Annotated in this window: 24 protein-coding genes; 10 read left to right on the top strand and 14 right to left on the bottom strand. The window is 63.5% G+C overall.

Annotated elements, in window-relative coordinates; genetic code table 11:
- Positions 1–62: 62 nt before the first annotated feature.
- From rsmD to IEC33019_RS22520, 3 genes are read right to left on the bottom strand one after another with little or no spacing between them, the layout of a single operon-like run.
- A complete protein-coding gene (gene rsmD, locus IEC33019_RS22530) occupies positions 63–665 on the bottom strand; it encodes a 16S rRNA (guanine(966)-N(2))-methyltransferase RsmD (protein ID WP_070091982.1) in 603 nt (200 codons plus the stop codon).
- The gene (locus IEC33019_RS22525; RefSeq protein WP_070091981.1) at positions 665–2,161 is read right to left on the bottom strand and encodes a M16 family metallopeptidase; all 1,497 of its coding nucleotides are present in this window, start codon (positions 2,159–2,161) and stop codon (positions 665–667) included. The genes rsmD and IEC33019_RS22525 overlap by 1 nt, the downstream gene beginning before the upstream one ends.
- The gene (locus IEC33019_RS22520) at positions 2,154–3,509 is read right to left on the bottom strand and encodes a M16 family metallopeptidase (protein WP_070091980.1); all 1,356 of its coding nucleotides are present in this window, start codon (positions 3,507–3,509) and stop codon (positions 2,154–2,156) included. The genes IEC33019_RS22525 and IEC33019_RS22520 overlap by 8 nt, the downstream gene beginning before the upstream one ends.
- 230 nt (positions 3,510–3,739) lie before the next feature.
- On the opposite strand from IEC33019_RS22520, the gene ftsY reads away from it, so the two are divergent.
- From ftsY to rpoH, 4 genes are all read left to right on the top strand, one after another.
- Positions 3,740–5,248, top strand: a complete 1,509-nt coding sequence (ftsY, locus tag IEC33019_RS22510) for a signal recognition particle-docking protein FtsY (RefSeq protein ID WP_070091979.1) — start codon at positions 3,740–3,742, stop codon at positions 5,246–5,248.
- Positions 5,245–5,916 carry a cell division ATP-binding protein FtsE gene (gene ftsE, locus IEC33019_RS22505; RefSeq protein WP_043208636.1) on the top strand — a complete coding sequence of 224 codons (672 nt, stop codon included), beginning with the start codon at positions 5,245–5,247 and terminating at the stop codon, positions 5,914–5,916. Before ftsY ends, ftsE begins: the two co-directional genes overlap by 4 nt.
- Positions 5,913–6,938, top strand: coding sequence for a permease-like cell division protein FtsX (gene ftsX / locus IEC33019_RS22500; RefSeq protein ID WP_070091978.1), 1,026 nt, complete (start codon positions 5,913–5,915; stop codon positions 6,936–6,938). Before ftsE ends, ftsX begins: the two co-directional genes overlap by 4 nt.
- 112 nt (positions 6,939–7,050) lie before the next feature.
- Positions 7,051–7,905 (top strand): RNA polymerase sigma factor RpoH, encoded by an 855-nt coding sequence (gene rpoH, locus IEC33019_RS22495; RefSeq protein ID WP_070091977.1) that lies wholly within the window; start codon positions 7,051–7,053, stop codon positions 7,903–7,905.
- A gap of 135 nt (positions 7,906–8,040) precedes the next feature.
- On the opposite strand, the gene mtgA is transcribed toward rpoH, so the two are convergent.
- Positions 8,041–8,739 (bottom strand): monofunctional biosynthetic peptidoglycan transglycosylase, encoded by a 699-nt coding sequence (gene mtgA / locus IEC33019_RS22490; protein ID WP_070092030.1) that lies wholly within the window; start codon positions 8,737–8,739, stop codon positions 8,041–8,043.
- Positions 8,740–8,803: 64 nt separating this feature from the next.
- On the opposite strand from mtgA, the gene IEC33019_RS22485 reads away from it, so the two are divergent.
- From IEC33019_RS22485 to IEC33019_RS22465, 5 genes are all read left to right on the top strand, one after another.
- On the top strand, positions 8,804–9,175 hold the full coding sequence (locus tag IEC33019_RS22485; protein WP_070091976.1) for a DUF423 domain-containing protein: 372 nt from the start codon (positions 8,804–8,806) through the stop codon (positions 9,173–9,175).
- 103 nt (positions 9,176–9,278) lie between these two features.
- A complete protein-coding gene (thiS, locus tag IEC33019_RS22480) occupies positions 9,279–9,479 on the top strand; it encodes a sulfur carrier protein ThiS (protein ID WP_070092029.1) in 201 nt (66 codons plus the stop codon).
- 53 nt (positions 9,480–9,532) lie between these two features.
- Positions 9,533–10,327: a thiazole synthase gene (locus tag IEC33019_RS22475; RefSeq protein ID WP_043208630.1), complete on the top strand. Its 795-nt coding sequence runs from the start codon at positions 9,533–9,535 to the stop codon at positions 10,325–10,327.
- Positions 10,328–10,336: 9 nt separating this feature from the next.
- Positions 10,337–11,059, top strand: coding sequence for a tRNA (guanosine(46)-N7)-methyltransferase TrmB (gene trmB / locus IEC33019_RS22470; protein WP_070091975.1), 723 nt, complete (start codon positions 10,337–10,339; stop codon positions 11,057–11,059).
- 142 nt (positions 11,060–11,201) lie between these two features.
- The gene (locus IEC33019_RS22465) at positions 11,202–12,611 is read left to right on the top strand and encodes a hypothetical protein (RefSeq protein WP_070091974.1); all 1,410 of its coding nucleotides are present in this window, start codon (positions 11,202–11,204) and stop codon (positions 12,609–12,611) included.
- Between the two features lie 42 nt (positions 12,612–12,653).
- On the opposite strand, the gene IEC33019_RS22460 is transcribed toward IEC33019_RS22465, so the two are convergent.
- The 9 genes from IEC33019_RS22460 to IEC33019_RS22420 all read right to left on the bottom strand — a co-directional run bounded on the left by IEC33019_RS22460 (position 12,654) and on the right by IEC33019_RS22420 (position 19,228).
- Positions 12,654–12,980, bottom strand: a complete 327-nt coding sequence (locus IEC33019_RS22460; protein ID WP_070091973.1) for a DUF3392 family protein — start codon at positions 12,978–12,980, stop codon at positions 12,654–12,656.
- Positions 12,981–12,989: 9 nt separating this feature from the next.
- Positions 12,990–14,177: a radical SAM family heme chaperone HemW gene (gene hemW, locus IEC33019_RS22455; protein WP_070091972.1), complete on the bottom strand. Its 1,188-nt coding sequence runs from the start codon at positions 14,175–14,177 to the stop codon at positions 12,990–12,992.
- Positions 14,174–14,770, bottom strand: a complete 597-nt coding sequence (gene rdgB, locus IEC33019_RS22450) for an RdgB/HAM1 family non-canonical purine NTP pyrophosphatase (protein ID WP_070091971.1) — start codon at positions 14,768–14,770, stop codon at positions 14,174–14,176. Before rdgB ends, hemW begins: the two co-directional genes overlap by 4 nt.
- On the bottom strand, positions 14,767–15,201 hold the full coding sequence (locus IEC33019_RS22445; RefSeq protein WP_070091970.1) for a DUF4426 domain-containing protein: 435 nt from the start codon (positions 15,199–15,201) through the stop codon (positions 14,767–14,769). The genes rdgB and IEC33019_RS22445 overlap by 4 nt, the downstream gene beginning before the upstream one ends.
- A gap of 30 nt (positions 15,202–15,231) precedes the next feature.
- Positions 15,232–15,852, bottom strand: a complete 621-nt coding sequence (gene metW, locus IEC33019_RS22440; protein ID WP_070091969.1) for a methionine biosynthesis protein MetW — start codon at positions 15,850–15,852, stop codon at positions 15,232–15,234.
- A 7-nt stretch (positions 15,853–15,859) separates the two neighbouring features.
- Positions 15,860–16,999 (bottom strand): homoserine O-succinyltransferase MetX, encoded by a 1,140-nt coding sequence (gene metX / locus IEC33019_RS22435; protein ID WP_070091968.1) that lies wholly within the window; start codon positions 16,997–16,999, stop codon positions 15,860–15,862.
- Positions 17,000–17,086: 87 nt separating this feature from the next.
- Positions 17,087–17,674 (bottom strand): YggT family protein, encoded by a 588-nt coding sequence (locus tag IEC33019_RS22430; RefSeq protein ID WP_070091967.1) that lies wholly within the window; start codon positions 17,672–17,674, stop codon positions 17,087–17,089.
- Positions 17,675–17,684: 10 nt separating this feature from the next.
- Entirely contained in the window at positions 17,685–18,503 is an 819-nt protein-coding gene (proC, locus tag IEC33019_RS22425; protein WP_070091966.1) for a pyrroline-5-carboxylate reductase, read from the bottom strand.
- Between the two features lie 38 nt (positions 18,504–18,541).
- On the bottom strand, positions 18,542–19,228 hold the full coding sequence (locus IEC33019_RS22420; RefSeq protein WP_070091965.1) for a YggS family pyridoxal phosphate-dependent enzyme: 687 nt from the start codon (positions 19,226–19,228) through the stop codon (positions 18,542–18,544).
- 66 nt (positions 19,229–19,294) lie between these two features.
- Here IEC33019_RS22420 and IEC33019_RS22415 point away from each other — a divergent pair, with 66 nt between their 5' ends.
- Positions 19,295–20,293: a type IV pilus twitching motility protein PilT gene (locus IEC33019_RS22415; protein ID WP_070091964.1), complete on the top strand. Its 999-nt coding sequence runs from the start codon at positions 19,295–19,297 to the stop codon at positions 20,291–20,293.
- 104 nt (positions 20,294–20,397) lie between these two features.
- Here the strand turns inward: IEC33019_RS22415 and IEC33019_RS22410 are convergent, their stop codons facing one another.
- The gene (locus IEC33019_RS22410) at positions 20,398–21,027 is read right to left on the bottom strand and encodes a C40 family peptidase (RefSeq protein WP_070091963.1); all 630 of its coding nucleotides are present in this window, start codon (positions 21,025–21,027) and stop codon (positions 20,398–20,400) included.
- Positions 21,028–21,124 lie beyond the last annotated feature (97 nt).

Raw genomic sequence — 21,124 nt, 5'->3', positions numbered from 1 at the left:
CCGGAGCAGCTTCAGCGAAAGGGTGGGCCCATCTGCGTTACATAATTAGGCGGGGCGCCGGTTCAGCCTCGTTGCCAGAGCGCGTAGTGCACCTGCCCGGTTTTTTTCTCCCGGTGCAGGCGCCAATTGCCGGGCATCTGCAAGGTGGAAGGCGCCGCTTCGCTCTCGGTATAGATCCAGGCGCTTGCGCTCAGCCACTGGTGCGCTTCCAGCAGATTGCAGGTGTTGGCCAGCAGGTCCTGGTGGAAGGGCGGGTCGAGGAACACAACGTCGAACTGCTGCTTGGCCGGGCCCTGCAGGTAGCGCAGGGCATCGGTCTGCAGGATCTGGCCACGCGGACAACGCAACACTTCCAGGTTGTCCTTGAGGTTGGTGATGGCGGCTGGGTTGCTGTCCAGGGCGACGGCGTCCTTGGCGCCCCGCGACAGGGCCTCGAGTACCAGGGCGCCGCTGCCGGTGAAGGCATCCAGCACCAGGGCGCCCTCGATATAGGGCGCCAACCAGTTGAACAGGGTTTCGCGCACCCGGTCCGGTGTCGGTCGCAGGCCTTCGCCTTCCGGGACCGCCAGGCGGCGGCTGCGCCACTCGCCGGCGATGATGCGCAGGTGTCCTGGGCCCTTGCTCTGGGCTTGGCCCGGACGGGCAGGGGTCGATGGCTTGGCCATTAGTGCTCCGGTACGCCGAGCGGCTGCTCGGCGGGTTTGTCAGTGGGCGGTGGCAGCGGTTTCTGCGCCACGGTCGGGCCGACGGTAACGATCACCAGCTTGTCCGCTGCCAGGTGCTTGTTCATGGCGGCCTTGACCTGCTCGACGGTCAGGTCCTGGGACTGCTGCATGAAGTCCTCGAGCCAGGTCAGTGGCAGGTTGTAGAAACCGATGGCGCCCAGTTGGCCGACGATGCTCGAATTGCTGGCGTTCGACAGCGGGAAGCTGCCGGCCAGCTCGCGCTTGGCATCGTCCAGCGCTTGCTGGGTGGGGCCGCTCTTGAGGTAGTCGGCAAGGATGTCCTGGACCAGCTTGAGGGTGCCTTCGCTCAATTCGGCACGGGTCTGCAGGTTGATCATGAATGGTCCGCGTACCTGCATGGGGCTGAAGACCGAATACACACCATAGGTCAGGCCGCGCTTCTCGCGCACTTCGCTCATCAGGCGGGTGCCGAAAGCGCCGCCGCCGAGGATCTGGTTGCCCAAGGACAACGCCGGCCAGTCCGGGTCCTGGCGGTCGATGCCCAGCTCCGCCAGCATCAGGTGGGTCTGCTTGGACGGGAAATCGACATGGGTCAAGCCAGGCTTGGGCTCGGCTGGCTGGGCGGGTTTGGCCAGGGCCGGGCCCTTGGGCAGCGCGCTGGAGACCTGAGCAGCGATGCCCTCGGCTTCGGCTCGGCTCAGGTCACCGACCAGGGCGATCACGGCATTGCCGGCGGCATAGGCCCTGGCGTGGAAGGTGCGCAGCTGTGCTTGGGTAATGCCGGGGACGCTTTCGGCGCTGCCGTCGCTGGGGTGGGCATACGGGTGGTTGCCGTAGAGCTGGTTGAACAGCGTCTTGCCGGCGATCTTGCCTGGGTTCTGCTTTTCGTACTCGAAGCCGGCCAACAGTTGGTTCTTGATGCGCTTGAGAGCGTCTTCCGGGAACGTTGGCTTGCCCACCACTTCGGCGAACAGCTTCAGGGCCGGTTCACGTTTGTCGGGCGTGCTCAGGCTGCGCAGGCTGGCGACCGCCATGTCGCGGTAGGAGCCATTGCCGAAATCCGCCCCCAGGCCTTCGAAGCCCTGGGCGATGGCGGTCACGTCCTTGCCGGACACGCCTTCGTTGAGCATGGCATTGGTCAGGGTCGCCAGGCCCGGCACATCGCCATCCTGGCTGCTGCCGGCGGCGAAGGTCACGCGCAGGTCGAACATCGGCAGTTCACGCGCTTCGACGAACAGCACCCGCGCGCCTTCGGCGGTGTTCCAGCTCTGGATGTTCAGCTGGCGTCGGCTGGGCGCCTTGCCGTCCAGTTCGGCCAGCGACTGCAGGGTGTTGGCTGGGCGCGCCGCTGTGTCCTGGGCCTTTGCGGCGTTGTCTGACTGGGCCGGGCGCGCCAGCACGAGGGCCAGGGCCACGACCAGGGTGATGACCCCGAGGCCGAACAAGGTGTAGCGGGGGACGCTGCGATCACTCATGAGCGGACTCCTCGGGCAATACATGGGCAACGCTCAGGCGTTCGCGGGTGAAATAGGTGCGTGCGGCGTCCTGGATGTCCTGCGGGGTCACGCGCTTGAGTTCGTCCAGTTCGCTGTCGATCAGCTTCCAGGACAGGCCCACGGTCTCCAGCTGGCCGATGGTGGTGGCCTGGCTGCTGATGGAGTCGCGGTCGTAGACCAACCCGGCGATCACCTGGGCGCGCACGCGCTCAAGCTCTTCGGCGGTGGGTGGTGTGGTCTTGAGTTCATCGAGCAACTGCCAGATGCCTTTCTCGACGTCTGCCAGGGTTTTGTGCTTCTGCACGTTTGGCGTGGCCGAGATCATGAACAGGCTGTCGCCCCGGGTGAACGCGTTGTAGCCCGACGAGGCACCGGCCACCAGCTCCTGGCCACGCTCCAGGCGTGAGGGCATGCGTGCGCTGTAGCCGCCGTCGAGCAGGGCCGAGATCAGTCGCAGGGCATTGACCGCGCGCGCGTCCTTGGCGGTGGCCAGGCTTGGCACGTTGAAGCCGTAGATCAGGCTCGGCAGTTGGGTGCGCACATGCAGGGTCAGCTGACGCAGGCCGGGCTTGGCCAGTTCCAGGGGCAGCTTGGCCGGGGGAACGGCGCGCTTGGGGATGGCGCCGAAATACTTCTGCGCCAGGCCCTTGACCTCTTCGGCGGTGACGTCGCCGACCACCACCAGGGTGGCGTTGTTCGGTGCGTACCAGGACTCGTACCAGCGGCGCAGTTCCTCGACCTTCATGCGTTCGAGGTCGGCCATCCAGCCGATGGTCGGTGTGTGATAGCCACTGGCCGGATAGGCCATCGCGCGAAACAACTCGTAGGCCTTGGCATTGGGCTGGTCGTCCGTGCGCAGGCGGCGCTCTTCCTTGATGACTTCGATTTCGCGGCTGAACTCATCGGCCGGCAGGCGCAGGCTCGCCAGGCGGTCGGCTTCGAGCTCCAGGGCCACCGGCAGGCGGTCGCGGGCCAGTACCTGGTAATAGGCGGTGTAGTCGTCGCTGGTGAAGGCGTTTTCCTCGGCGCCCAGATCGCGCAGGATGCGTGAAGCTTCGCCCGGGCCTATCTTGGCACTGCCCTTGAACATCATGTGCTCGAGGGCGTGGGACAGGCCGGTCTGGCCGGGTGTCTCGTAGCTGGAGCCGACCTTGTACCAAATCTGCGAGACCACCACCGGTGCGCGATGGTCTTCGCGCACGACCACTTTCAGGCCGTTGTCGAGGATGAACTCGTGAGTGGGTTGCGGATCGGCGGCAAGGGCCGCGAACGGCAGGCAGAGCGTGCTGAGCAACAGGCCAGCGGCGCGGCGGGCTAGAGCATTCATACGTTGGATAACCTGTACGGCGGCCCGCAGGGTTTAGCGTCGGCGGGCCAGGAGGTGCTAGGATACTGATCCGGTTGCCTGGCGACCATGCCTGTCGCCGTTCTGGCCCGCGGGCCTGACGACAAAATATTGCGCATGAACCAGCCGGATTCAAAATAGTCTGTTCTGCGTTTAGAGAATTCCCGATGCGCCGCTGATGGCCCATCGCTACCCTGAGATAGCCGTCTTCCATGTTTGGTTCCAACGACGACAAAAAAGCGCCGGCAGAGGCTGGCGAAAAGAAAGGCCTGTTCAGCTGGTTTCGCAAGAAGCCGCAGCAACCTGTCGCCGAACAGCCGCAAGCTCCTGAGCCGCAGGTCGCAGAGCCGGCCGTGCCACCGGCCCCCGTCGAGCAGCCTGAGGCCGCTCCGGTCGAGCCCGTAGCCCCTGTCATCGCAGCACCGGCCCCTGAGCCGGTCGCGTCCGAGCCATTGCAGGCCCCACAGCCTGAGCCGGTCGCGTCCATGCCGCTGCAGGCGCCCACCCCGGAGCCTGTCGCGTCCACGCCTGTCCAGGCTGGACCGCCAGTGATCGCGCCTGTGGTGCCGGTGAGCAATCTGGTGCTGCCGGTTGCCGAAGAGCCCGTGGCCTTGGTACCCGATCTGGAGCCCAAGGCCCCGCCGATCATTCCTGAGCGCCCGGTGGTCGAGCCGGCCCCGATGCCCGCTGCCGAGGCGCCCAAGGCGCTCGTCGAGCCAGCACCGGCACCACGCGAGCCCGAACCCGAGCCGGTCAGCGCGCCCGCCCCGGTTGTCGCTGAAGCCGCCAAGCCCGGCTTCTTCGCCCGCCTCAAGCAAGGTTTGTCCAAGACCAGCGCCAGCATTGGCGAAGGCATGGCCAGCCTGTTCCTGGGCAAGAAGGCCATCGATGACGATCTGCTCGACGAGATCGAGACGCGCCTGCTGACCGCCGACGTGGGCGTCGAAGCCACGTCGGTCATCGTCCAGAACCTGACGCAGAAGGTCGCTCGCAAGCAGCTGGCCGATGCCGATGCGCTGTACAAGTCACTGCAAGAAGAACTGGCCGCCCTGCTGCGCCCGGTCGAGCAGCCACTGAAGATCCAGTCCCAGAACAAGCCGTACGTGATCCTCGTCGTAGGCGTCAATGGCGCCGGCAAGACCACCACCATCGGCAAGCTGGCCAAGAAGCTGCAACTCGAAGGCAAGAAAGTCATGCTGGCCGCTGGCGACACCTTCCGCGCCGCGGCGGTGGAGCAGTTGCAGGTGTGGGGCGAGCGCAACCAGATCCCGGTCATCGCCCAGCACACCGGTGCCGATTCCGCATCGGTGATCTTCGATGCCGTGCAGGCCGCCAAGGCGCGTGGTGTCGATGTGCTGATCGCCGATACCGCCGGTCGCCTGCACACCAAGGACAACCTGATGGAAGAGCTCAAGAAAGTCCGTCGGGTAATCGGCAAGCTCGATGCCGAGGCGCCCCACGAGGTGCTGCTGGTGCTCGATGCCGGTACCGGCCAGAACGCCATCAGCCAGGCCAAGTACTTCAACCAGAGCGTCGAACTGACAGGCCTTGCCCTGACCAAGCTGGACGGCACCGCCAAGGGCGGGGTGATCTTCGCCCTGGCCAAGCAATTCAACCTGCCGATCCGCTTCATCGGTGTCGGCGAGGGCATCGACGATCTGCGCACCTTCGAGGCCGAGCCGTTCGTCAAAGCCCTGTTCGCCGAGCGGGAGCACCCATGATCCGATTCGAACAGGTTGCCAAGCGCTACCCCAACGGCCATGTGGGCTTGCATGAGCTGAGCTTCCGGGCGCGCCGGGGCGAGTTCCTGTTCGTCACCGGGCACTCGGGCGCAGGCAAGAGCACCTTGCTGCGCCTGCTGCTGGCCATGGAGCGCCCGACCAGCGGTAAGCTGCTGCTGGCCGGGCAGGACCTGGGACAGATCAGCAATGCGCAGATCCCGTTCCTGCGCCGGCAGATCGGCGTGGTGTTCCAGAACCACCAACTGCTGTTCGACCGCACCGTCTTCAACAACATCGCCTTGCCGCTGCAGATCCTCGGTTTGTCCAAGCCCGAAATCGCCAAGCGCGTGGACTCGGCCCTGGAGCGTGTGTCGCTGAGCGACAAGGGTGAGCTGTTCCCGGCTGATCTGTCCACGGGCCAGCAGCAGCGGGTGGGGATCGCCCGCGCCATCGTTCACCAGCCGGCCTTGCTGCTTGCCGACGAACCGACCGGTAACCTGGACCCGCGCCTGGCCGCGGAAATCATGGGCGTGTTCGAGGACATCAACCGCCTGGGGACCACCGTATTGATCGCCAGTCACGACCTGGCGCTGATCGCGCGCATGCGGCACCGCATGCTGACCCTGCAGCGCGGTCGTCTGATCGGCGATGGGGAGGCCGGGCAATGAGCACTACACGTACGCCGAAGGTATCCGAACGTGTCGCGCCGAAGGCTGCCGATCCGCAGCCGTCCAAGCAGCGCGGCGGTCACGACGACGACGGCCCGGACTTTCGCAGCCTGCTGCACGCCTGGCTGGAAAGCCACCGCGCCAGTCTGGTCGACAGCCTGCGCCGCCTGGGCAAGCAGCCGATCGGCAGCTTCTTCACCTGCCTGGTGATGGCTGTGGCCCTGAGCATGCCAATGGGGCTGTCGCTGTTGCTCAAGAATGTCGAGAAGCTTGGAGGTTCCTGGCAGCGCGCCGCGCAGATCTCTCTGTACCTCAAGCTCGATGCCGGCAGCCGTGAAGGCGAAGCCCTGCGCGACGAAATCAAAGGCATGCCGGGCGTGGCCGATGCTCAGTACGTCAGCCGCGAGCAGGCGTTGGAAGAGTTCCAGCAACAGTCCGGCCTGGGCGAAGCCCTGCGCGAGCTGCCGGACAATCCGCTGCCTGGTGTGGTGGTGGTGACGCCGACAGAGGTCGACAAACCGGCCCTGGAGGCTTTGCGTCAACGCCTGTCGGAATTGCCGCGGGTCGAAGTGGCACAGCTGGATCTGGTATGGGTCGAGCGCCTGGCGGCGATCCTCAAGCTCGGAGACCGGTTCGTCTTCGGCTTGGCCGTTCTGTTGATTTCAGCGCTGCTGTTAGTAATCGGTAACACAATTCGTCTACATATCGAGAACCGCCGTATCGAAATCGAAGTGATCAAGCTGGTCGGCGGCACCGACAGCTATGTGCGCCGACCCTTCCTCTACATGGGTGCGCTCTACGGCCTGGGTGCCGGCGTGCTGGCGTGGGGGATCCTGGCCTTCTCGCTGGACTGGCTCAACGACGCGGTCGTGGACCTTTCTGGACTGTACGGAAGCGACTTCGCCTTGGCAGGTGTGCCAGGGTCGGATGGACTTTCGCTCTTGATCGGTGCTGTACTGTTGGGGTATATCGGTGCGTGGATCGCGGTCGCTCGTCACCTTAACGAGCTGGCACCACGATAATGTTTTTGCGCCATCATTGACTTTTTTACCATTCTGGGAACTTGTTTCGTGGTTTCCGGTCAATGTTGGCAGTGCCCACAAGGCGCGAGTTTAGTAAGTCGGAGGTTCTTGAATGACCACTTCGTTGCAACCTGCATATGCTCTGGTTCCCGGTGCAAACCTGGAAGCCTATGTGCACACGGTCAACAGCATTCCCCTGCTGACGGTCGAGCAGGAGCGTGAACTGGCCGAGCGTCTCTACTACGAGCAGGATCTCGAGGCCGCTCGGCAAATGGTGATGGCCCACCTGCGTTTCGTCGTACATATCGCCCGTAGCTACGCAGGCTACGGGTTGGCCCAGGCTGACCTGATCCAGGAAGGCAACGTTGGCCTGATGAAGGCGGTAAAGCGCTTCAACCCGGAAATGGGCGTGCGTCTGGTGTCCTTCGCGGTGCACTGGATCAAGGCCGAGATCCATGAGTTCATCCTGCGCAACTGGCGCATCGTCAAGGTGGCTACCACCAAGGCCCAGCGCAAGCTGTTCTTCAATCTGCGTAGCCAGAAGAAGCGTCTGGCTTGGCTGAACAATGACGAAGTCCATCGCGTGGCCGAAAGCCTGGGTGTCGAGCCCCGTGAAGTACGCGAGATGGAAAGCCGCCTGAGTGGCCAGGACATGGCCTTCGACCCGGCCGCCGAGGCCGATGACGACAGCGCCTTCCAATCGCCTGCGCACTATCTGGAAGACCATCGCTACGACCCGGCGGTGCAGCTGGAAGACGCGGACTGGAGTGACAATTCCACCAACAACCTGCATGTTGCCTTGCAGGGGCTCGATGAGCGCAGCCGCGACATTCTCTATCAGCGTTGGCTGGCCGAGGAAAAAGCGACCCTGCATGAGTTGGCGGACAAGTACAGCGTTTCGGCAGAGCGGATTCGCCAGCTGGAAAAGAACGCAATGAACAAGGTCAAGGCGTTGATCACGGTCTGACCAAGAGCTGGCCGTATTCGAAAAGCCGCTTGCCTTTGGGCAAGCGGCTTTTCTTTTGGCTCTTTGTTCCCACGGGTCTGCACGAGACCTTGTGGCGGGGTTGTCCCGCGATGGGCCGTGTCGCGGCCCGCGAGCTCATGGGCGCAGTTGCATCAGGTAACTCGACCCACCCAGTTGGCTCATCTGTCGGCGAATCCACCCGGCGCGGCTGGCCACATAGGCGCTGGGCCGGCTGGCGCTCCATTTCAACGGGCTGGGCAGTACAGCGGCCAGTTGAGCGGCCTGCTGACGAGAAAGGCGGCTGGCGTCGACACCGAAGTGATAGCGGGCAGCGGCCTGTGCGCCGAACACACCCTTGCCCCATTCGGCGCTGTTCAAATAGACCTCGAGAATCCGCTCCTTCGACCAGAACAGCTCGATCAACGCGGTGAACCAGGCCTCCAGGCCTTTGCGCAGCCAGCTACGGCCGGACCAGAGGAACAGGTTCTTGGCGACCTGCTGGGTCAGGGTGCTGGCCCCCCGGATCTTGCCACCGCGTTCGTTGTAGGCCAGGGCGGCCTGGATCGCCGGCAGGTCGAAGCCCCAATGGTTGGCGAACTTCTGGTCTTCGCCGGCGATCACCGCCACTTTGAGATCGTCGGAGATCCGCTCCCAGGGTGTCCATTCACGCTGAAGGTCGATCGGCTCGCCGTTGATCCAGGATTGCACCTTGCGCTCGACCATCAGCGCCGTGCCCGGTGGCGGGATCCAGCGCAGGGCCAGCACCACGACGATACTGCCGGCAGCGAACCAGAGCAGGGCGCGGGCGAGGCGACGGATAAGGGATGACAACATGGTGATGGGTTGGCCGGACCGTTGGAACGGGCCATTATACAGACCCCTTTCGAGGAGTCGTCCCATGCTTCGCAGCTTCCTGGTGCTCGCCGCTTTCTTCGGTTTCACCGGCGTCGGTCTGGGCGCCTTCGCCGCTCACGGTCTGAAGAGCCGGCTGACGGCCGACTACCTGGCGATCTTCCATACCGGTGTGACCTACCAGCTGGTGCATGCTTTGGCGCTGTTCGGTGTCGCGCTGTTGTCGGTGCATCTGCCAGGCCGCCTGGTCGGCTGGGCCGGTGGTCTGTTCGCCGTGGGGATCGTGCTGTTCTCCGGTAGTTTGTACATGCTGACCCTCAGCGGCCTGGGCAAGCTTGGCATCATCACGCCCATCGGTGGGCTGTGCTTTCTGGCCGGTTGGCTGTGCCTGGGCCTGGCGGCATGGCGCCTGAGCTGACCAAGTGGTCCACAATCGCGACTAATGGCGTCGGCTGGCCTTGGGTTGAAGTGCGGATCAGGGCTAGAATGCCGACCCCCAAAGCACAATGGTGGCCGTGCGCATGCGCATTCAACTGAACGGTGAACCTTACGAACTGCCCGATGGCGAGAGCGTCGCGGCCCTACTGGGTCGGCTGGAACTCGCTGGTCGCCGGGTGGCGGTGGAACTGAACCTGGATATCGTCCCGCGTAGCCAGCACGAAAGCACGCAGCTCAGTGAAGGCGACCAGGTCGAAGTGGTCCATGCCATCGGTGGTGGCTGATCCCGTCCGGTGATTCACCTGCAAGTCCCGCAACCTTTTCCCGAGGATCCACGATGAGCAACGTTCGTAGCGACAAGCCCTTCACCCTGGCCGGGCGCACTTTCCAGTCGCGCCTGTTGGTTGGCACCGGCAAATACCGTGACATGGAAGAAACCCGCCTGGCCATTGAGGCCTCGGGTGCCGAAATCGTCACCGTCGCCGTGCGCCGTACCAACATCGGTCAGAACCCGGGTGAGCCGAACCTGCTCGACGTGCTGCCACCAGATCGCTACACCATCCTGCCGAACACCGCTGGTTGCTACGACGCGGTCGAAGCCGTGCGCACCTGCCGTCTGGCCCGCGAACTGCTCGACGGCCACAACTTGGTCAAGCTGGAAGTCCTGGCTGACCAGAAAACCCTGTTCCCCAACGTGATCGAGACCCTCAAGGCCGCCGAAGTGCTGGTCAAGGACGGTTTCGACGTGATGGTCTACACCAGCGACGACCCGATCATCGCCCGCCAGTTGGCCGAAGCCGGCTGCATCGCGGTGATGCCACTGGCAGGTCTGATCGGCACTGGCCTGGGTATCTGCAACCCCTACAACCTGCAGATCATCCTGGAAGAGTCCAAAGTGCCGGTCCTGGTCGATGCAGGCGTGGGGACAGCTTCCGACGCTACCATCGCCATGGAAATGGGTTGCGAAGCGGTGCTGATGAACTCGGCCATCGCTCATGCCCAGCAGCCGGTGCTGATGGCTGAAGCCATGAAGCACGCGATCGTCGCCGGTCGCATGGCCTACCTGGCCGGGCGCATGCCGAAGAAACTCTATGCCAGCGCCTCGTCGCCGCTGGAAGGTCTGATCAAGTAAGAGCCTCTGATGACTGAATCGCAAGAAACGCCGATCACCACCGACGGCGAAGCGCGCCCCCACCGCCGTATCAAGAGCTTCGTGATGCGCGCCGGGCGCATGACCGAGGGCCAGCAACGTGGTCTGGATCAGGGCGGCCCGCTGTTCATTCTGCCTCTGGCCGACAGCCCGGTGGACTATGACCAGGTGTTCGGGCGCTCGGCGCCGCGCACCCTGGAGATCGGATTCGGCATGGGCCATTCCCTGCTGGAAATGGCCGCTGCCTCGCCAGAGTTGGACTTCATTGGTGTCGAAGTGCACCGTCCCGGTGTCGGTGCGTTGCTCAATGGCGTGCTGACCCAGGGCCTGAAGAACCTGCGGGTGTATGACTGCGACGCCATTGAAGTGCTCAACCGCTGCGTAGCCGACAACAGCCTCGACCGTCTGATGCTGTTCTTCCCCGATCCATGGCACAAGGCACGCCACCACAAGCGCCGCATCGTCCAGCCGGAGTTCGCTGAACTGGTGTGTCGCAAGCTCAAGGTAGGCGGTGTGTTCCATATGGCCACCGACTGGGAACCCTATGCCGAGCACATGCTGGAGGTGATGAACGTCGCCCCGGGCTACCGCAACCAGGCCGCTGACGGCACCTATGTACCGCGCCCAGAGGAGCGTCCGATCACCAAGTTCGAACGCCGTGGCGAGCGACTGGGGCATGGGGTGTGGGATTTGAAGTTCGAAAAGCTGGCCTGATCCTTCAGAGGAGGCGCCGCATGCCTCTTCTTGTATGTCTGTTTTGACATGGGCATAGCCCATGATATGTCACCACAGCTCATGCGCTATGTGAGCCTCCTGTCCTCGGGTAACGACGCCCGGAAAGGCCAGGAGGCTCAACATGCACACAAAGCACTCTCTCTCATCTCTACTGCGTTCTCTGTTGGTCGCTACCCTGCTGGGCGCTCCGACGGTGGCCAGCGCTGAATCCGCTTCCAGTGGGGGCGGGCTGGATACCTCTGCTCTTGCAATGTACCAGCGCCCGCTCAGCGACAGTGGCCTGGATTTCGGTTTGCGCAAAGTCAAGAAGAGCACTGCATTTCTGATCGACAGCGGCAACGACGCCGCGCCTGCCTTGCTGGTGGGCAGCGGGCATACAGTGCTCGACGTGTTCGATCAAGTCGCTACGCAACTGGTGGGGATCGGCCTGGTCAGGTTCAGGGGCCTTCCAGGCGTAACCTTCGAGGTCGCCCATGTGCGCTACGCATCACGTCGAGGTCTGGACTTCGCCATTTTCGAATTGCATCAGACCCAAGGCGCGCTCAGGGCATTGGGCGTAACGCCTTTGGCGCTGGCGGGACGCAAGGCAATTGATAACGAAACGGTCATTGCCGCGACGCGCCAGAACGGTGTCAGTCAAGGTGTCGCCAGTTGGCCGGAACAAGCACTGCCATGGATCGACATGCTGACCGGTGAGGGAACCTTGTTTCGACACCTGTTGATGTTGGACGACGTGAACCTGCACGACGGGGACTCCGGTAGCCCGATCGTGGATGCCATCAATCATGGTGTCCTGGCGGTCGTGCATAGCAGTGTGGAAAGTGGTGCCCATGCATCGGACCTGAGCTTCCTTCCAGCGTGCTTGCATCAAGGGCGTTTCAGCGCCGAGGCCCAGGGTTGTGGGTTGGGCAATGTCTTCAATGTCGTGGTGGAGAAAGACGAGGATGTTCGTCTGATCTACAAGCAATCCGATCAAGCGCCAATGCTCATCGACTCTTCGGTGTATTCGACGACTGCTCTGTATCAGGCAAAGCTCGCGCAGTGGCCGGAACAGTGCGAGGAATTGGCAGGGTATGGCGCGCCGCAAGCATCAGGGGCTGCACTGAATCTCCCTTTGGAGGGATTCACCCTTTCGCCGACCAATCCGACGGTGCTGGCGTTATGCATTTGGGGACATGAGCCCGGTGCTCTCGCGCCTGCCAACCGCAACGCCGTGGCTCTACCGGTGGTAGTGCACCAGCCGGGGCCGGCTGCGCAGCCGGAGCTGAAGATCAGCGCGCCCTACTACGACCCTTACGGAGGCAAGGCTTACCGAGTGCGTTTTCCCTCTAAGCACCTCTTGTTCCAAGGGGTGGAATTCAAGCTGGGCCCTTGGCAGGGCACTGACTGCGCGAACCCTCGGAATTACGGTGATTTACCCGCTACGGCGACGGGGAAGATCGTGGTCAGGCAGGATACGCGGCTGTGTGCGGTGGGCATTGATCATGCCGGGCAGCGTTCAGTCCCCGTAGAGGTGCGGTTGCAACCGTGATTTGAATGGGGCGCAAGCAGCCATGCAGCCGCGCCCCTGCATTTACCCTCGCCGATCAGCCACTACGCCGATCAACACCAGCACCACCAGTAGCACCGGCGCCAGGGCATAGTTGTTGAACTGGGCCAAGCCCTTCACCACCCAAGGCGTTGCGTAGATCAGTGCCGCGCCGCTGCCGATCATCACCAGCAAGGCCATGAAAGGTACGCGCAGAGCGCCGGCCAGGCCGCCCAGGTGTTGCTCCACCCATCCCTTGATGTCGGTGCCGAACAGCACCAGCAGGCAGCCTACCAAGGCCAGGGAAATCTCCGACAGGTTGCTGCGGCTCCAGCGGGAAACGGTCGCGAGCAGGTCAAGTACCAAATCCATGGGTCATCCTTAGGTCAAGAAATACTGCAACAGGTCATTGAGGAACAACTGGCCCCGTGGTGTGGCCACCAACCGATCCGGTTCGACCTGCAAAAGGCCTTTTCGTTCTGCCTCGCGCCGGGCCTCTGCCAACTGCGACAGGGGCAAGCCGGTACGCTGGGTGAACAGCTCGGCTTCCACGCCCTGGGTCAGGCGCAGGGCGTTCATCAGGAACTCGAACGGCAGCTCTTGCACCGGCAGCAGCTTTTCGCCGGCCTTGAACGGCTTGGCGAGGTTCAGGTAGTCCTTGGGCGCGCGGGTCTTCCACGTTCGCAGGATGCGGCCGTCGGCAAAGGTCAGTTTGCCGTGGGCTCCGGCGCCGATGCCGATGAAGTCGCCGAAGCGCCAATAGTTGAGGTTGTGGCGGGCGGCGCGCCCCGGCTGCGCATACGCCGAGACTTCATACTGCTGGAAGCCGTTTGCCGCCATCAGGGCCTGGCCAGCCTCCTGGATGTCCCAGAGGATGTCGTCTTCGGGCAGCTCCGGCGGTTGGTTCCAGAACACTGTGTTCGGCTCCACCGTCAGCTGGTACCAGGACAAGTGTGTCGGCGCCAACTCGATGGCCTGGCGCAGGTCGGCCAAGGCATCGTCCAGGGACTGATCAGGCAGGCCGTGCATCAGGTCCATGTTGAAGTTGTCGAAGCCGGCGGCGCGTGCCATGTCCGCAGCGCGGATCGCCTCGTCGCCGTTGTGGATGCGCCCCAAGGCCTGGAGCTTTGCAGGCTGGAAGCTCTGTACGCCAATGGACAGACGATTGATGCCGGTTTGCCGGTACGCCTTGAATTTCTCCTGCTCGAAGGTCCCGGGATTGGCCTCCAGGGTGATTTCGATGTCGGCGGCGAACGGGATGCGCTGTTCCACGCCGCGCAGCAAGCGCCCCAAGGCATTGGCACTGAACAGGCTTGGGGTGCCGCCGCCGAAGAAGATCGAGCTGATGGGGCGTCCCTGTACCGCGGCCATTTCCTGGTCGAGGTCGGTCAGCAGGGCATCGACGTAGGCGTCTTCCGGCAGTTCAGGCCCGGCAGCATGGGAGTTGAAGTCGCAATAAGGGCATTTGCGCACGCACCATGGGATATGGATATACAACGCCAGGGGCGGGAGCGTAACGAAACCCGCCGCATCGGGCTGACGCGGCTGAGTGGACAGCGTTTCGGTCATGCCAGGCCCAGACGTTGGCGCAGCAGGGCCATGGCGCGGGCGCGGTGGCTGAGCTGGTTTTTTTCGACAGGGCTGAGGTCGGCGCTGGAGCACTTGCGCTCAGGGACCCAGAACAATGGGTCATAGCCAAACCCATGTTCACCGCTGGCCTCGAACAGGATGCTGCCGTGCCACAGCCCTTCGCAGAGGATCGGCAGCGGATCATCGGCGTGACGCACCAGGGCCAGCACGCAGACGAACTGCGCGCCGCGCTCTTCGGCGGGCACATCCTGAAGCGCGTCGAGCAGCTTGGCGTTGTTCGCCGCATCGCCCTTGCCGTCAGCGTAGCGCGCCGAGTAGATGCCCGGCGCGCCGCCGAGGAAGTCCACCGCCAAGCCCGAATCGTCGGCCAGTGCCGGCAGCCCGGAGATGCGCGAGGCGTTGCGCGCCTTGAGGATGGCGTTCTCGACGAACGACAGGCCGGTCTCTTCCGGCTCGACCTGGCTGAATTCGCCGATCGAGCGCAGTTGCACGGATTCACCGAGCATCGTCTGGAGTTCCTTGAGTTTGCCGGCGTTATGGCTGGCCAATACGAGTTGCTGGAAATTCATCATTCGCCTGGGAACACTTCCTGGTTGAAGCTGAGTTTATGGCTGACACCGCCGGTCTCGACATTCAGGTCGAAGGTCAGGGTTTCTGCCTGGTCGATCTTGAACTGGGCGATGTAGTACACCGCGCCTTGGTCGTTGATCTGCTTGAACGACAATGGGCTGCTGCGCCCGGTGAGGTCCTTGACGGTGCCGCTGACCACCGCCATGCCTGGTTTGCCGGCCTTGAGCACGGCGATATTGAGCACGCCCTGATTCTTGCTACGGGTCAGGCCCGTGGCCGCGGCCACATCCGGTTGCAGCATGCTCGAGGTGAAAGCGCTGTAGTGGACCGTGATGTCGCCGAACACTTCCTTGCGTTCCGGCCTGGCGGGGTCTGCAGCCAGTACCGGCAAGGCCAGGCACAGGCTGATCAAAAAAAGTCCAAGGCGACGCATGGTGCGATCCTCCAGTGAGGGGGCTAGAAGTCAGACCGCGACCCGATGTTCCTGCAGGCCCCGGCTGCTGACGCGATAGATACCGATTTCTCCTAGAAGATTAGGCCAAAGCCGGCCTGCCCACCCGTTACGGTGCAGACGGTCTACCGCCAGGCGGTCGATCACCTTGGCACGACGCTCGTGACACAGGTCCTCGAAGTCGGCGAAGGTGCAGAAGTGGATGTTCGGCGTGTTGTACCAGGTGTACGGCATGAAGTCAGAGACGGGCATATGGCCTTTGGTCGCCAGGTACCAACGGCAACGCCAGTGGCCGAAGTTGGGGAAGGTGATGATGCACTCGCGGCCTACGCGCAGCATTTCGTCGAGGATGCGGTCGGGGTACTCCACGGCCTGCAGGGCCTGGGTCATGACCACCACGTCGAAGCTGTTGCTGGCGAAGTTGCCCAGGCCTTTGTCCAGGTCCTGCTCGATGACGTTGACACCCTTGGCCACGCAGGCGGCGATGTTGTCGGCGTCGATCTCCAGCCCGTAGCCGGTCACGTTCTTGCGATCGCGCAACGAGGCCAGCAGCTCGCCGCTGCCGCAGCCCAGGTCGAGTACCCGGCTGCCGGCGGGGATCCAGTCGTGGATGATTTCCAGGTCGGCTCTCATGCTGTCCTCAGATGGCGATGCGGTTCATGTAGTTCGCGAAACCTTGCATGTAGCGAGGCGTGGGGATCAGGAAGGCATCGTGCCCATAAGGAGAGTCGATCTCCAGATAGCAGACGTTCTTGCGCGCGGCCATCAGGGCATCGACGATTTCCCGCGAACGTGCGGGCGAGAAGCGCCAGTCGGTGGTGAACGACATAATGCAGTAGTCCGCCGTGACATGCCCCAGCGTCGCCGCCAGGTCACCCCCGTGAGTGGCGGCCGGATCGAAGTAATCCAGCGCCTTGGTCATCAGCAGGTAGGTGTTGGCATCGAAGCGCCCGGAGAACTCTTCACCCTGATAGCGCAGGTAGCTCTCGACTTGGAACTCGACGCTGTGGAAGTCGTAGTTGAGCTTGTCGCTCTTGAGTTCGCGACCGAATTTCTCGCCCATGGAGTCGTCGGACAGGTAGGTGATGTGGCCCACCATGCGCGCCAGCATCAGGCCACGCTTGGGCACCACGCCTTTGTCCTGGAACGAGCCGCCGTGGAACTCAGGGTCGGTGAGGATGGCTTGGCGGGCGACTTCGTTGAAGGCGATGTTCTGTGCCGAGAGCTTGGGCGCCGAGGCGATGTCGACGCAGTGGCGTACCCGGTTCGGGTAGCTGATGGTCCATTGCAGGGCCTGCATGCCGCCCAGACTGCCGCCAACCACCGCCGCCCACTGCTGGATGCCGAGGCGGTCGGCGAACCGCGCCTGGCTGTGTACCCAGTCTTCGACGGTCAGTACCGGGAAGTCGGCGCCATAGGGTTTGCCGGTGGCAGGGTTGACACTGCTCGGCCCAGTGCTGCCGTTGCAGCCGCCGAGGTTGTTGAGGCTGACCACGAAGAAGCGATTGGTATCGATCGGCTTGCCGGGGCCGATGCAGCTGTCCCACCAGCCGGGTTTTCGATCGGTTGGGGCGTGATAGCCTGCGGCATGATGATGGCCGGACAGCGCATGGCAGATCAGCACGGCGTTGCTGGCGGTGCTGTTGAGGGTGCCATAGGTCTCGTAGATCAGCTCGTAGCTGGCCAGCGAACGGCCACAGGCCAACGCCAGCGGTTCATCGAACCGGGCAATTTGCGGTGTTACCAGACCAACGGAATCTTCGGGAAAGACAGTGGACATCGACCCTGCTCACGCTTGACGGAGGCGTAAGTCTAAAGAGCGCTATCCCCAGCGGCAAGCAAAGGCTTGCCGCTGGAAACGCCGGGGTCAGATCATGCGCCAGAGGATCTCTGGCATGGCGACATATTCAGCAAGCACCGGCATGGCGTAGGACTGGATCACCTGGATCGCCAGGAAGGCGAAGATCGGAGAAATATCCAGCCCGCCCAGGTTGGGAATGAGTTTGCGGAACGGCGCCAGCACCGGCTCGCTGATCTGGTAGGCCAGCTCGGCGGCAGGGTTATGGCTATTGGGCGCGACCCACGAGACGATCACCATGACGATCATCGCCACCCAGAAGATCTTCAGGAACAGCGACGTCACGCCGATGATCGCCCAGATCACCAACTGCAGCGGGCTGTAGCTGTACAGGACGAACATCATTACGAAGGCCATCAGCAACGCCTGGATGGCCACCGACAGCAGCAGGGACGAGGTGTCCAGGCCGCCGATACTGGGGATGATGCGGCGCAGCGGCTTGAGCAGCGGTTGGGTGGCACGCACCGCGAACTGGCTCAGCGGGTTGTAGAAGTCGGCCTTGACCAACTGCAGCACGAAGCGCAGCAGGACGATCACCAAGTACAGGCTGACCAGGGTTTGCACCACGAAGATCATGGCGCCGGACAATGCATTCATCGACAGCTCCTTATTTGCCCAATTGCTCGGCCAGCTCGGCGGAACGTTTTGCCGCGGCCTCCAGCGCCTGTTCGACGATGGCTTCGAAGCCATTGCCCTGGAACGACTTGATCGCCGCTTCCGTGGTGCCGGCCGGTGAGGTGACGCGGCGGCGCAGTTCGGCGGCGTCCACGTCGCTGGAGACGGCCATGCGCGCGGCGCCCAGTGCGGTCTGCAAGGTCAGCTGCGAGGCCGTCTCACGCGGCAGGCCAAGTTTCTCGCCGGCGGCGGTCATGGCTTCGATCAGCAGGAAGAAGTACGCCGGGCCACTGCCGGAGACGGCGGTCACGGCATCCAGTTGTTGCTCCTGGTCCAGCCACAGGGCGGTACCCACGGCGCGCAGCAGTTGCTCGGCCTGTTGGCGTTGCTCAGTGGATACCTCGGCAGTGGCATACAGGCCGCTGGCCCCTTCGCGCAGCAGGGCCGGGGTATTGGGCATGCAGCGAACCACCGGGCGTGGGCCCAGCCAGGCTTGCAGGCTGGCGCAGGTGATGCCGGCGGCGATGGAGACGATCAGTTGGCCAGGCGCCAGATTGGGCTGCAGGGCCTGGCACACGGCCTTCATGACCTGCGGCTTGACCGACAGGACGATCACATCGGCACCTGCGATGGCCTGGGCGTTGTCTTCGAAGGCTTCGATGCCGTGCTCGGCCTGGATCTTGGCCCGGGTCTCGGCGCCCGGGTCGCTGGCGCGGATCTGCGCGGCGTCCAGACCCTGGGCACGCAGGCCGCCGATCAGGCTGGCGGCCATGTTGCCGGCGCCGATAAAGGCAATACGTGTCTTGCTCATGTCAGGTCCTTGAAGGAAAGAGTGAGTAAAGCATGGAATCAGGGGCGTCCGTAGTCGCGGGCACCGAACAGGGCGGTACCGATGCGGACCCAGGTCGCTCCCTGTGCAATCGCGGCTTCCAGGTCGTGGCTCATGCCCATGGACAGGGTGTCCAGGTCTAGCCCCAGGCCCTCCTGTAACCGGCGCAGGGTGGCGAAGGCCGCCTCCTGGGCGACACGGTCCTCGGTGGGTTCGGGAATCGCCATCAAGCCGCGCAGACGCAAGCCTGGCAGGCCGGCAATGGCGCTGGCCAGGGCTGGAACATCGGCCGGCAGGCAGCCGGACTTGCTGTCCTCGCCGCTGACGTTCACCTGCAGGCAGACATTCAGCGGTGCCAGGTCGGTAGGGCGTTGTTCGGACAGGCGTTGGGCGATCTTCAGGCGGTCCACGGAGTGTACCCAGTCGAAATGTTCGGCGATTGCACGGGTCTTGTTCGACTGGATGGGGCCGATGAAGTGCCAGGTCAAGGGCAGGTCGCGTAATTCTTCCTGCTTGGCCAGGGCTTCCTGGAGGTAGTTCTCGCCGACGTCGCGCACGCCGGCGGCGTGGGCTTCACGCACGGCATTGGCGGGTTTGGTCTTGCTCACAGCCAGCAGCTGGATGCTGGCGGGATCGCGTCCGGCAGCCTTGGCCGCGCTGTCGATGCGAGCGGCGAGGGCGGACAGGTTGTCTGCTATGGTGGACATGGAATCGATGCCGACGGCTCAGTGGTCTGCGGCATTCTACCTGCTTGATGGCCTTTGGGGAGTCTCATGGATGTGACCGACCTGTTGGCCCGGGCCGTGGCTGCAGGGGCTTGTGACCTGCACCTGGCAACGGGCGAAGTACCGGTGCTGCGCCTGGACGGCAAGCTGCAGCGCCTGAATCTGCCACCTTTGGCGGCTGCGACCTTGAGCGAGGGGTTTGCACCCATGCTCGACGAGGCCCAGCGCCGCCAGTGGGCGCTGGGCGATGAGCTGGATATCGCCTTGACGCTGCCAGGCGCCGTGCGCGCCCGGGCGAATCTGTATCGCCAGCACCATGGACCGGGAGTGAGCCTGCGATTGCTGCCGTCTCGTGCCCCCGGCCTGGATGAGTTGGACCTGGAGGAAGTGTTTCAAGCTATTGCCCAGTGGCGCGATGGCCTTGTGCTGGTCGGAGGGCCGACTGGCAGCGGCAAGTCATCGACCCTGGCGGCCCTGATCGATCAGCTCAATCGAACCCAGGCGCTGCACATCATTACGCTCGAAGACCCCATCGAAGTTATCCACAGCGGCCAGCATAGCCTGGTCAACCAGCGCGAGATTGGCCGCGATTGCCGCGATTTTGCCCAGGGCCTGCGCAGTGCATTGCGCCAGGACCCGGATGTGATCGTGATCGGCGAGCTGCGTGATCTGGAAACCATCCGCCTCGCCCTGCGCGCTGCGGAAACCGGACACTTGGTATTGGCGACGGTGCATACCCGCTCGGCGGTGAACAGCATCGACCGCCTGGTGGAGGTGTTCGCTCCGGAGGAAAAAGCCTTGGTGCGGGGCATGCTGGCGGAGTCGCTGCGCATGGTGGTGGTGCAGACATTGGTCGAGCGAATAGGCGGCGGGCGTGTGGCGGCCAGGGAAGTGCTGGTGGCAACGCCAGCGGTGCGTAACCTGATCCGGGAAGGCCGCATGGCGCAGCTGCATTCAGTGATGCAGACCGGCGCGGCAGCGGGGATGAAGACGGTGGAGATGGCGCTGCAGCGGCTGAAGGGGGTGGGGGTGATCGCGTCAGGCTGAGGGTGACTCGGGTGGCCCATTCGCGGGTAAACCCGCGAATGGGCTGCGCAGCAGCCCCGGCGATGTCAGGCGGTTCACACGGTCTGGGCCCATCGCTGGACAGCTCAACGCTTGGCCAGGGCCAGGGTCTGCTGCTCTTTGGGCAGTACGCGCTTGGCGACCACGTAATGCTTCTGCCAGTACGGCTTGCTCAGGGTGTCGATGCTCACCCGCTTGCCGGTGCGCGGCGCGTGGATGAAGCGATCATTCCCCAAGTAGATGGCCACGTGGTTGACCCGGCGGCTCTTGATGTTGAAGAAGATCAGGTCGCCAGGCTTGAGGTCGCTTTTCGCCACTTTGACGCCATGCCCTTGGGCCATGGCATTGGAGGTGCGCGGTAGGTCGACGTCGGCGACATCGGTGAAGGCATACTTGACCAGGCCACTGCAGTCAAAGCCCTTGCTCGGGCTGCTGCCGCCCCAGCGATAGGGCGTGCCAAGCACATTCACTGCGCGGCTGAGCACGTTGCTGCTCTGCTTGGCCGACATGGCCACGGCGGGCAGGTTACTCGAGGCCTTGGCGGCATTGCTCGGGCGGGCGCGCAAGGTGCTGTACTTGACCGGCGCGTGTTTCACCGTGGCGTTAGTAGTATAGCCGGTGAAACCGTTTGGAAGACGTTGCTCACGATTGGTGGCGTGGGCGGCCAGGGGCAACAATAGGCAGAGGGTCAGCCATGTCTTGAACAAAGGCGGCATAGTTGAAGCTCTTTTTAGGTATGTGTTGGCTTTGGCGCGCAACTCTATAACAGCTTCGGGTGGTTTTTTGCTCCGTTGGTCGATTGCGCGGGTACCA

Origin of the sequence: Pseudomonas putida (assembly GCF_002741075.1) — a bacterium.
Taxonomy (GTDB): Bacteria; Pseudomonadota; Gammaproteobacteria; order Pseudomonadales; family Pseudomonadaceae; genus Aquipseudomonas; species Aquipseudomonas putida_T.
The sequence above is the reverse complement of the archived record's forward strand: the minus strand, read 5'-3'. Positions and strand labels throughout refer to the sequence as shown.

Excerpts from the sequence above, each read along its gene's own strand:
- rsmD (WP_070091982.1), bottom strand. The coding sequence starts at position 665 with ATGGCCAAGCCATCGACCCCTGCCCGTCCGGGCCAAGCCCAGAGCAAG.
- IEC33019_RS22525 (WP_070091981.1), bottom strand. The coding sequence starts at position 2,161 with ATGAGTGATCGCAGCGTCCCCCGCTACACCTTGTTCGGCCTCGGGGTC.
- IEC33019_RS22520 (WP_070091980.1), bottom strand. The coding sequence starts at position 3,509 with ATGAATGCTCTAGCCCGCCGCGCCGCTGGCCTGTTGCTCAGCACGCTC.
- ftsY (WP_070091979.1), top strand. The coding sequence starts at position 3,740 with ATGTTTGGTTCCAACGACGACAAAAAAGCGCCGGCAGAGGCTGGCGAA.
- ftsE (WP_043208636.1), top strand. The coding sequence starts at position 5,245 with ATGATCCGATTCGAACAGGTTGCCAAGCGCTACCCCAACGGCCATGTG.
- ftsX (WP_070091978.1), top strand. The coding sequence starts at position 5,913 with ATGAGCACTACACGTACGCCGAAGGTATCCGAACGTGTCGCGCCGAAG.
- rpoH (WP_070091977.1), top strand. The coding sequence starts at position 7,051 with ATGACCACTTCGTTGCAACCTGCATATGCTCTGGTTCCCGGTGCAAAC.
- mtgA (WP_070092030.1), bottom strand. The coding sequence starts at position 8,739 with ATGTTGTCATCCCTTATCCGTCGCCTCGCCCGCGCCCTGCTCTGGTTC.
- IEC33019_RS22485 (WP_070091976.1), top strand. The coding sequence starts at position 8,804 with ATGCTTCGCAGCTTCCTGGTGCTCGCCGCTTTCTTCGGTTTCACCGGC.
- thiS (WP_070092029.1), top strand. The coding sequence starts at position 9,279 with ATGCGCATTCAACTGAACGGTGAACCTTACGAACTGCCCGATGGCGAG.
- IEC33019_RS22475 (WP_043208630.1), top strand. The coding sequence starts at position 9,533 with ATGAGCAACGTTCGTAGCGACAAGCCCTTCACCCTGGCCGGGCGCACT.
- trmB (WP_070091975.1), top strand. The coding sequence starts at position 10,337 with ATGACTGAATCGCAAGAAACGCCGATCACCACCGACGGCGAAGCGCGC.
- IEC33019_RS22465 (WP_070091974.1), top strand. The coding sequence starts at position 11,202 with ATGCACACAAAGCACTCTCTCTCATCTCTACTGCGTTCTCTGTTGGTC.
- IEC33019_RS22460 (WP_070091973.1), bottom strand. The coding sequence starts at position 12,980 with ATGGATTTGGTACTTGACCTGCTCGCGACCGTTTCCCGCTGGAGCCGC.
- hemW (WP_070091972.1), bottom strand. The coding sequence starts at position 14,177 with ATGACCGAAACGCTGTCCACTCAGCCGCGTCAGCCCGATGCGGCGGGT.
- rdgB (WP_070091971.1), bottom strand. The coding sequence starts at position 14,770 with ATGATGAATTTCCAGCAACTCGTATTGGCCAGCCATAACGCCGGCAAA.
- IEC33019_RS22445 (WP_070091970.1), bottom strand. The coding sequence starts at position 15,201 with ATGCGTCGCCTTGGACTTTTTTTGATCAGCCTGTGCCTGGCCTTGCCG.
- metW (WP_070091969.1), bottom strand. The coding sequence starts at position 15,852 with ATGAGAGCCGACCTGGAAATCATCCACGACTGGATCCCCGCCGGCAGC.
- metX (WP_070091968.1), bottom strand. The coding sequence starts at position 16,999 with ATGTCCACTGTCTTTCCCGAAGATTCCGTTGGTCTGGTAACACCGCAA.
- IEC33019_RS22430 (WP_070091967.1), bottom strand. The coding sequence starts at position 17,674 with ATGAATGCATTGTCCGGCGCCATGATCTTCGTGGTGCAAACCCTGGTC.
- proC (WP_070091966.1), bottom strand. The coding sequence starts at position 18,503 with ATGAGCAAGACACGTATTGCCTTTATCGGCGCCGGCAACATGGCCGCC.
- IEC33019_RS22420 (WP_070091965.1), bottom strand. The coding sequence starts at position 19,228 with ATGTCCACCATAGCAGACAACCTGTCCGCCCTCGCCGCTCGCATCGAC.
- IEC33019_RS22415 (WP_070091964.1), top strand. The coding sequence starts at position 19,295 with ATGGATGTGACCGACCTGTTGGCCCGGGCCGTGGCTGCAGGGGCTTGT.
- IEC33019_RS22410 (WP_070091963.1), bottom strand. The coding sequence starts at position 21,027 with ATGCCGCCTTTGTTCAAGACATGGCTGACCCTCTGCCTATTGTTGCCC.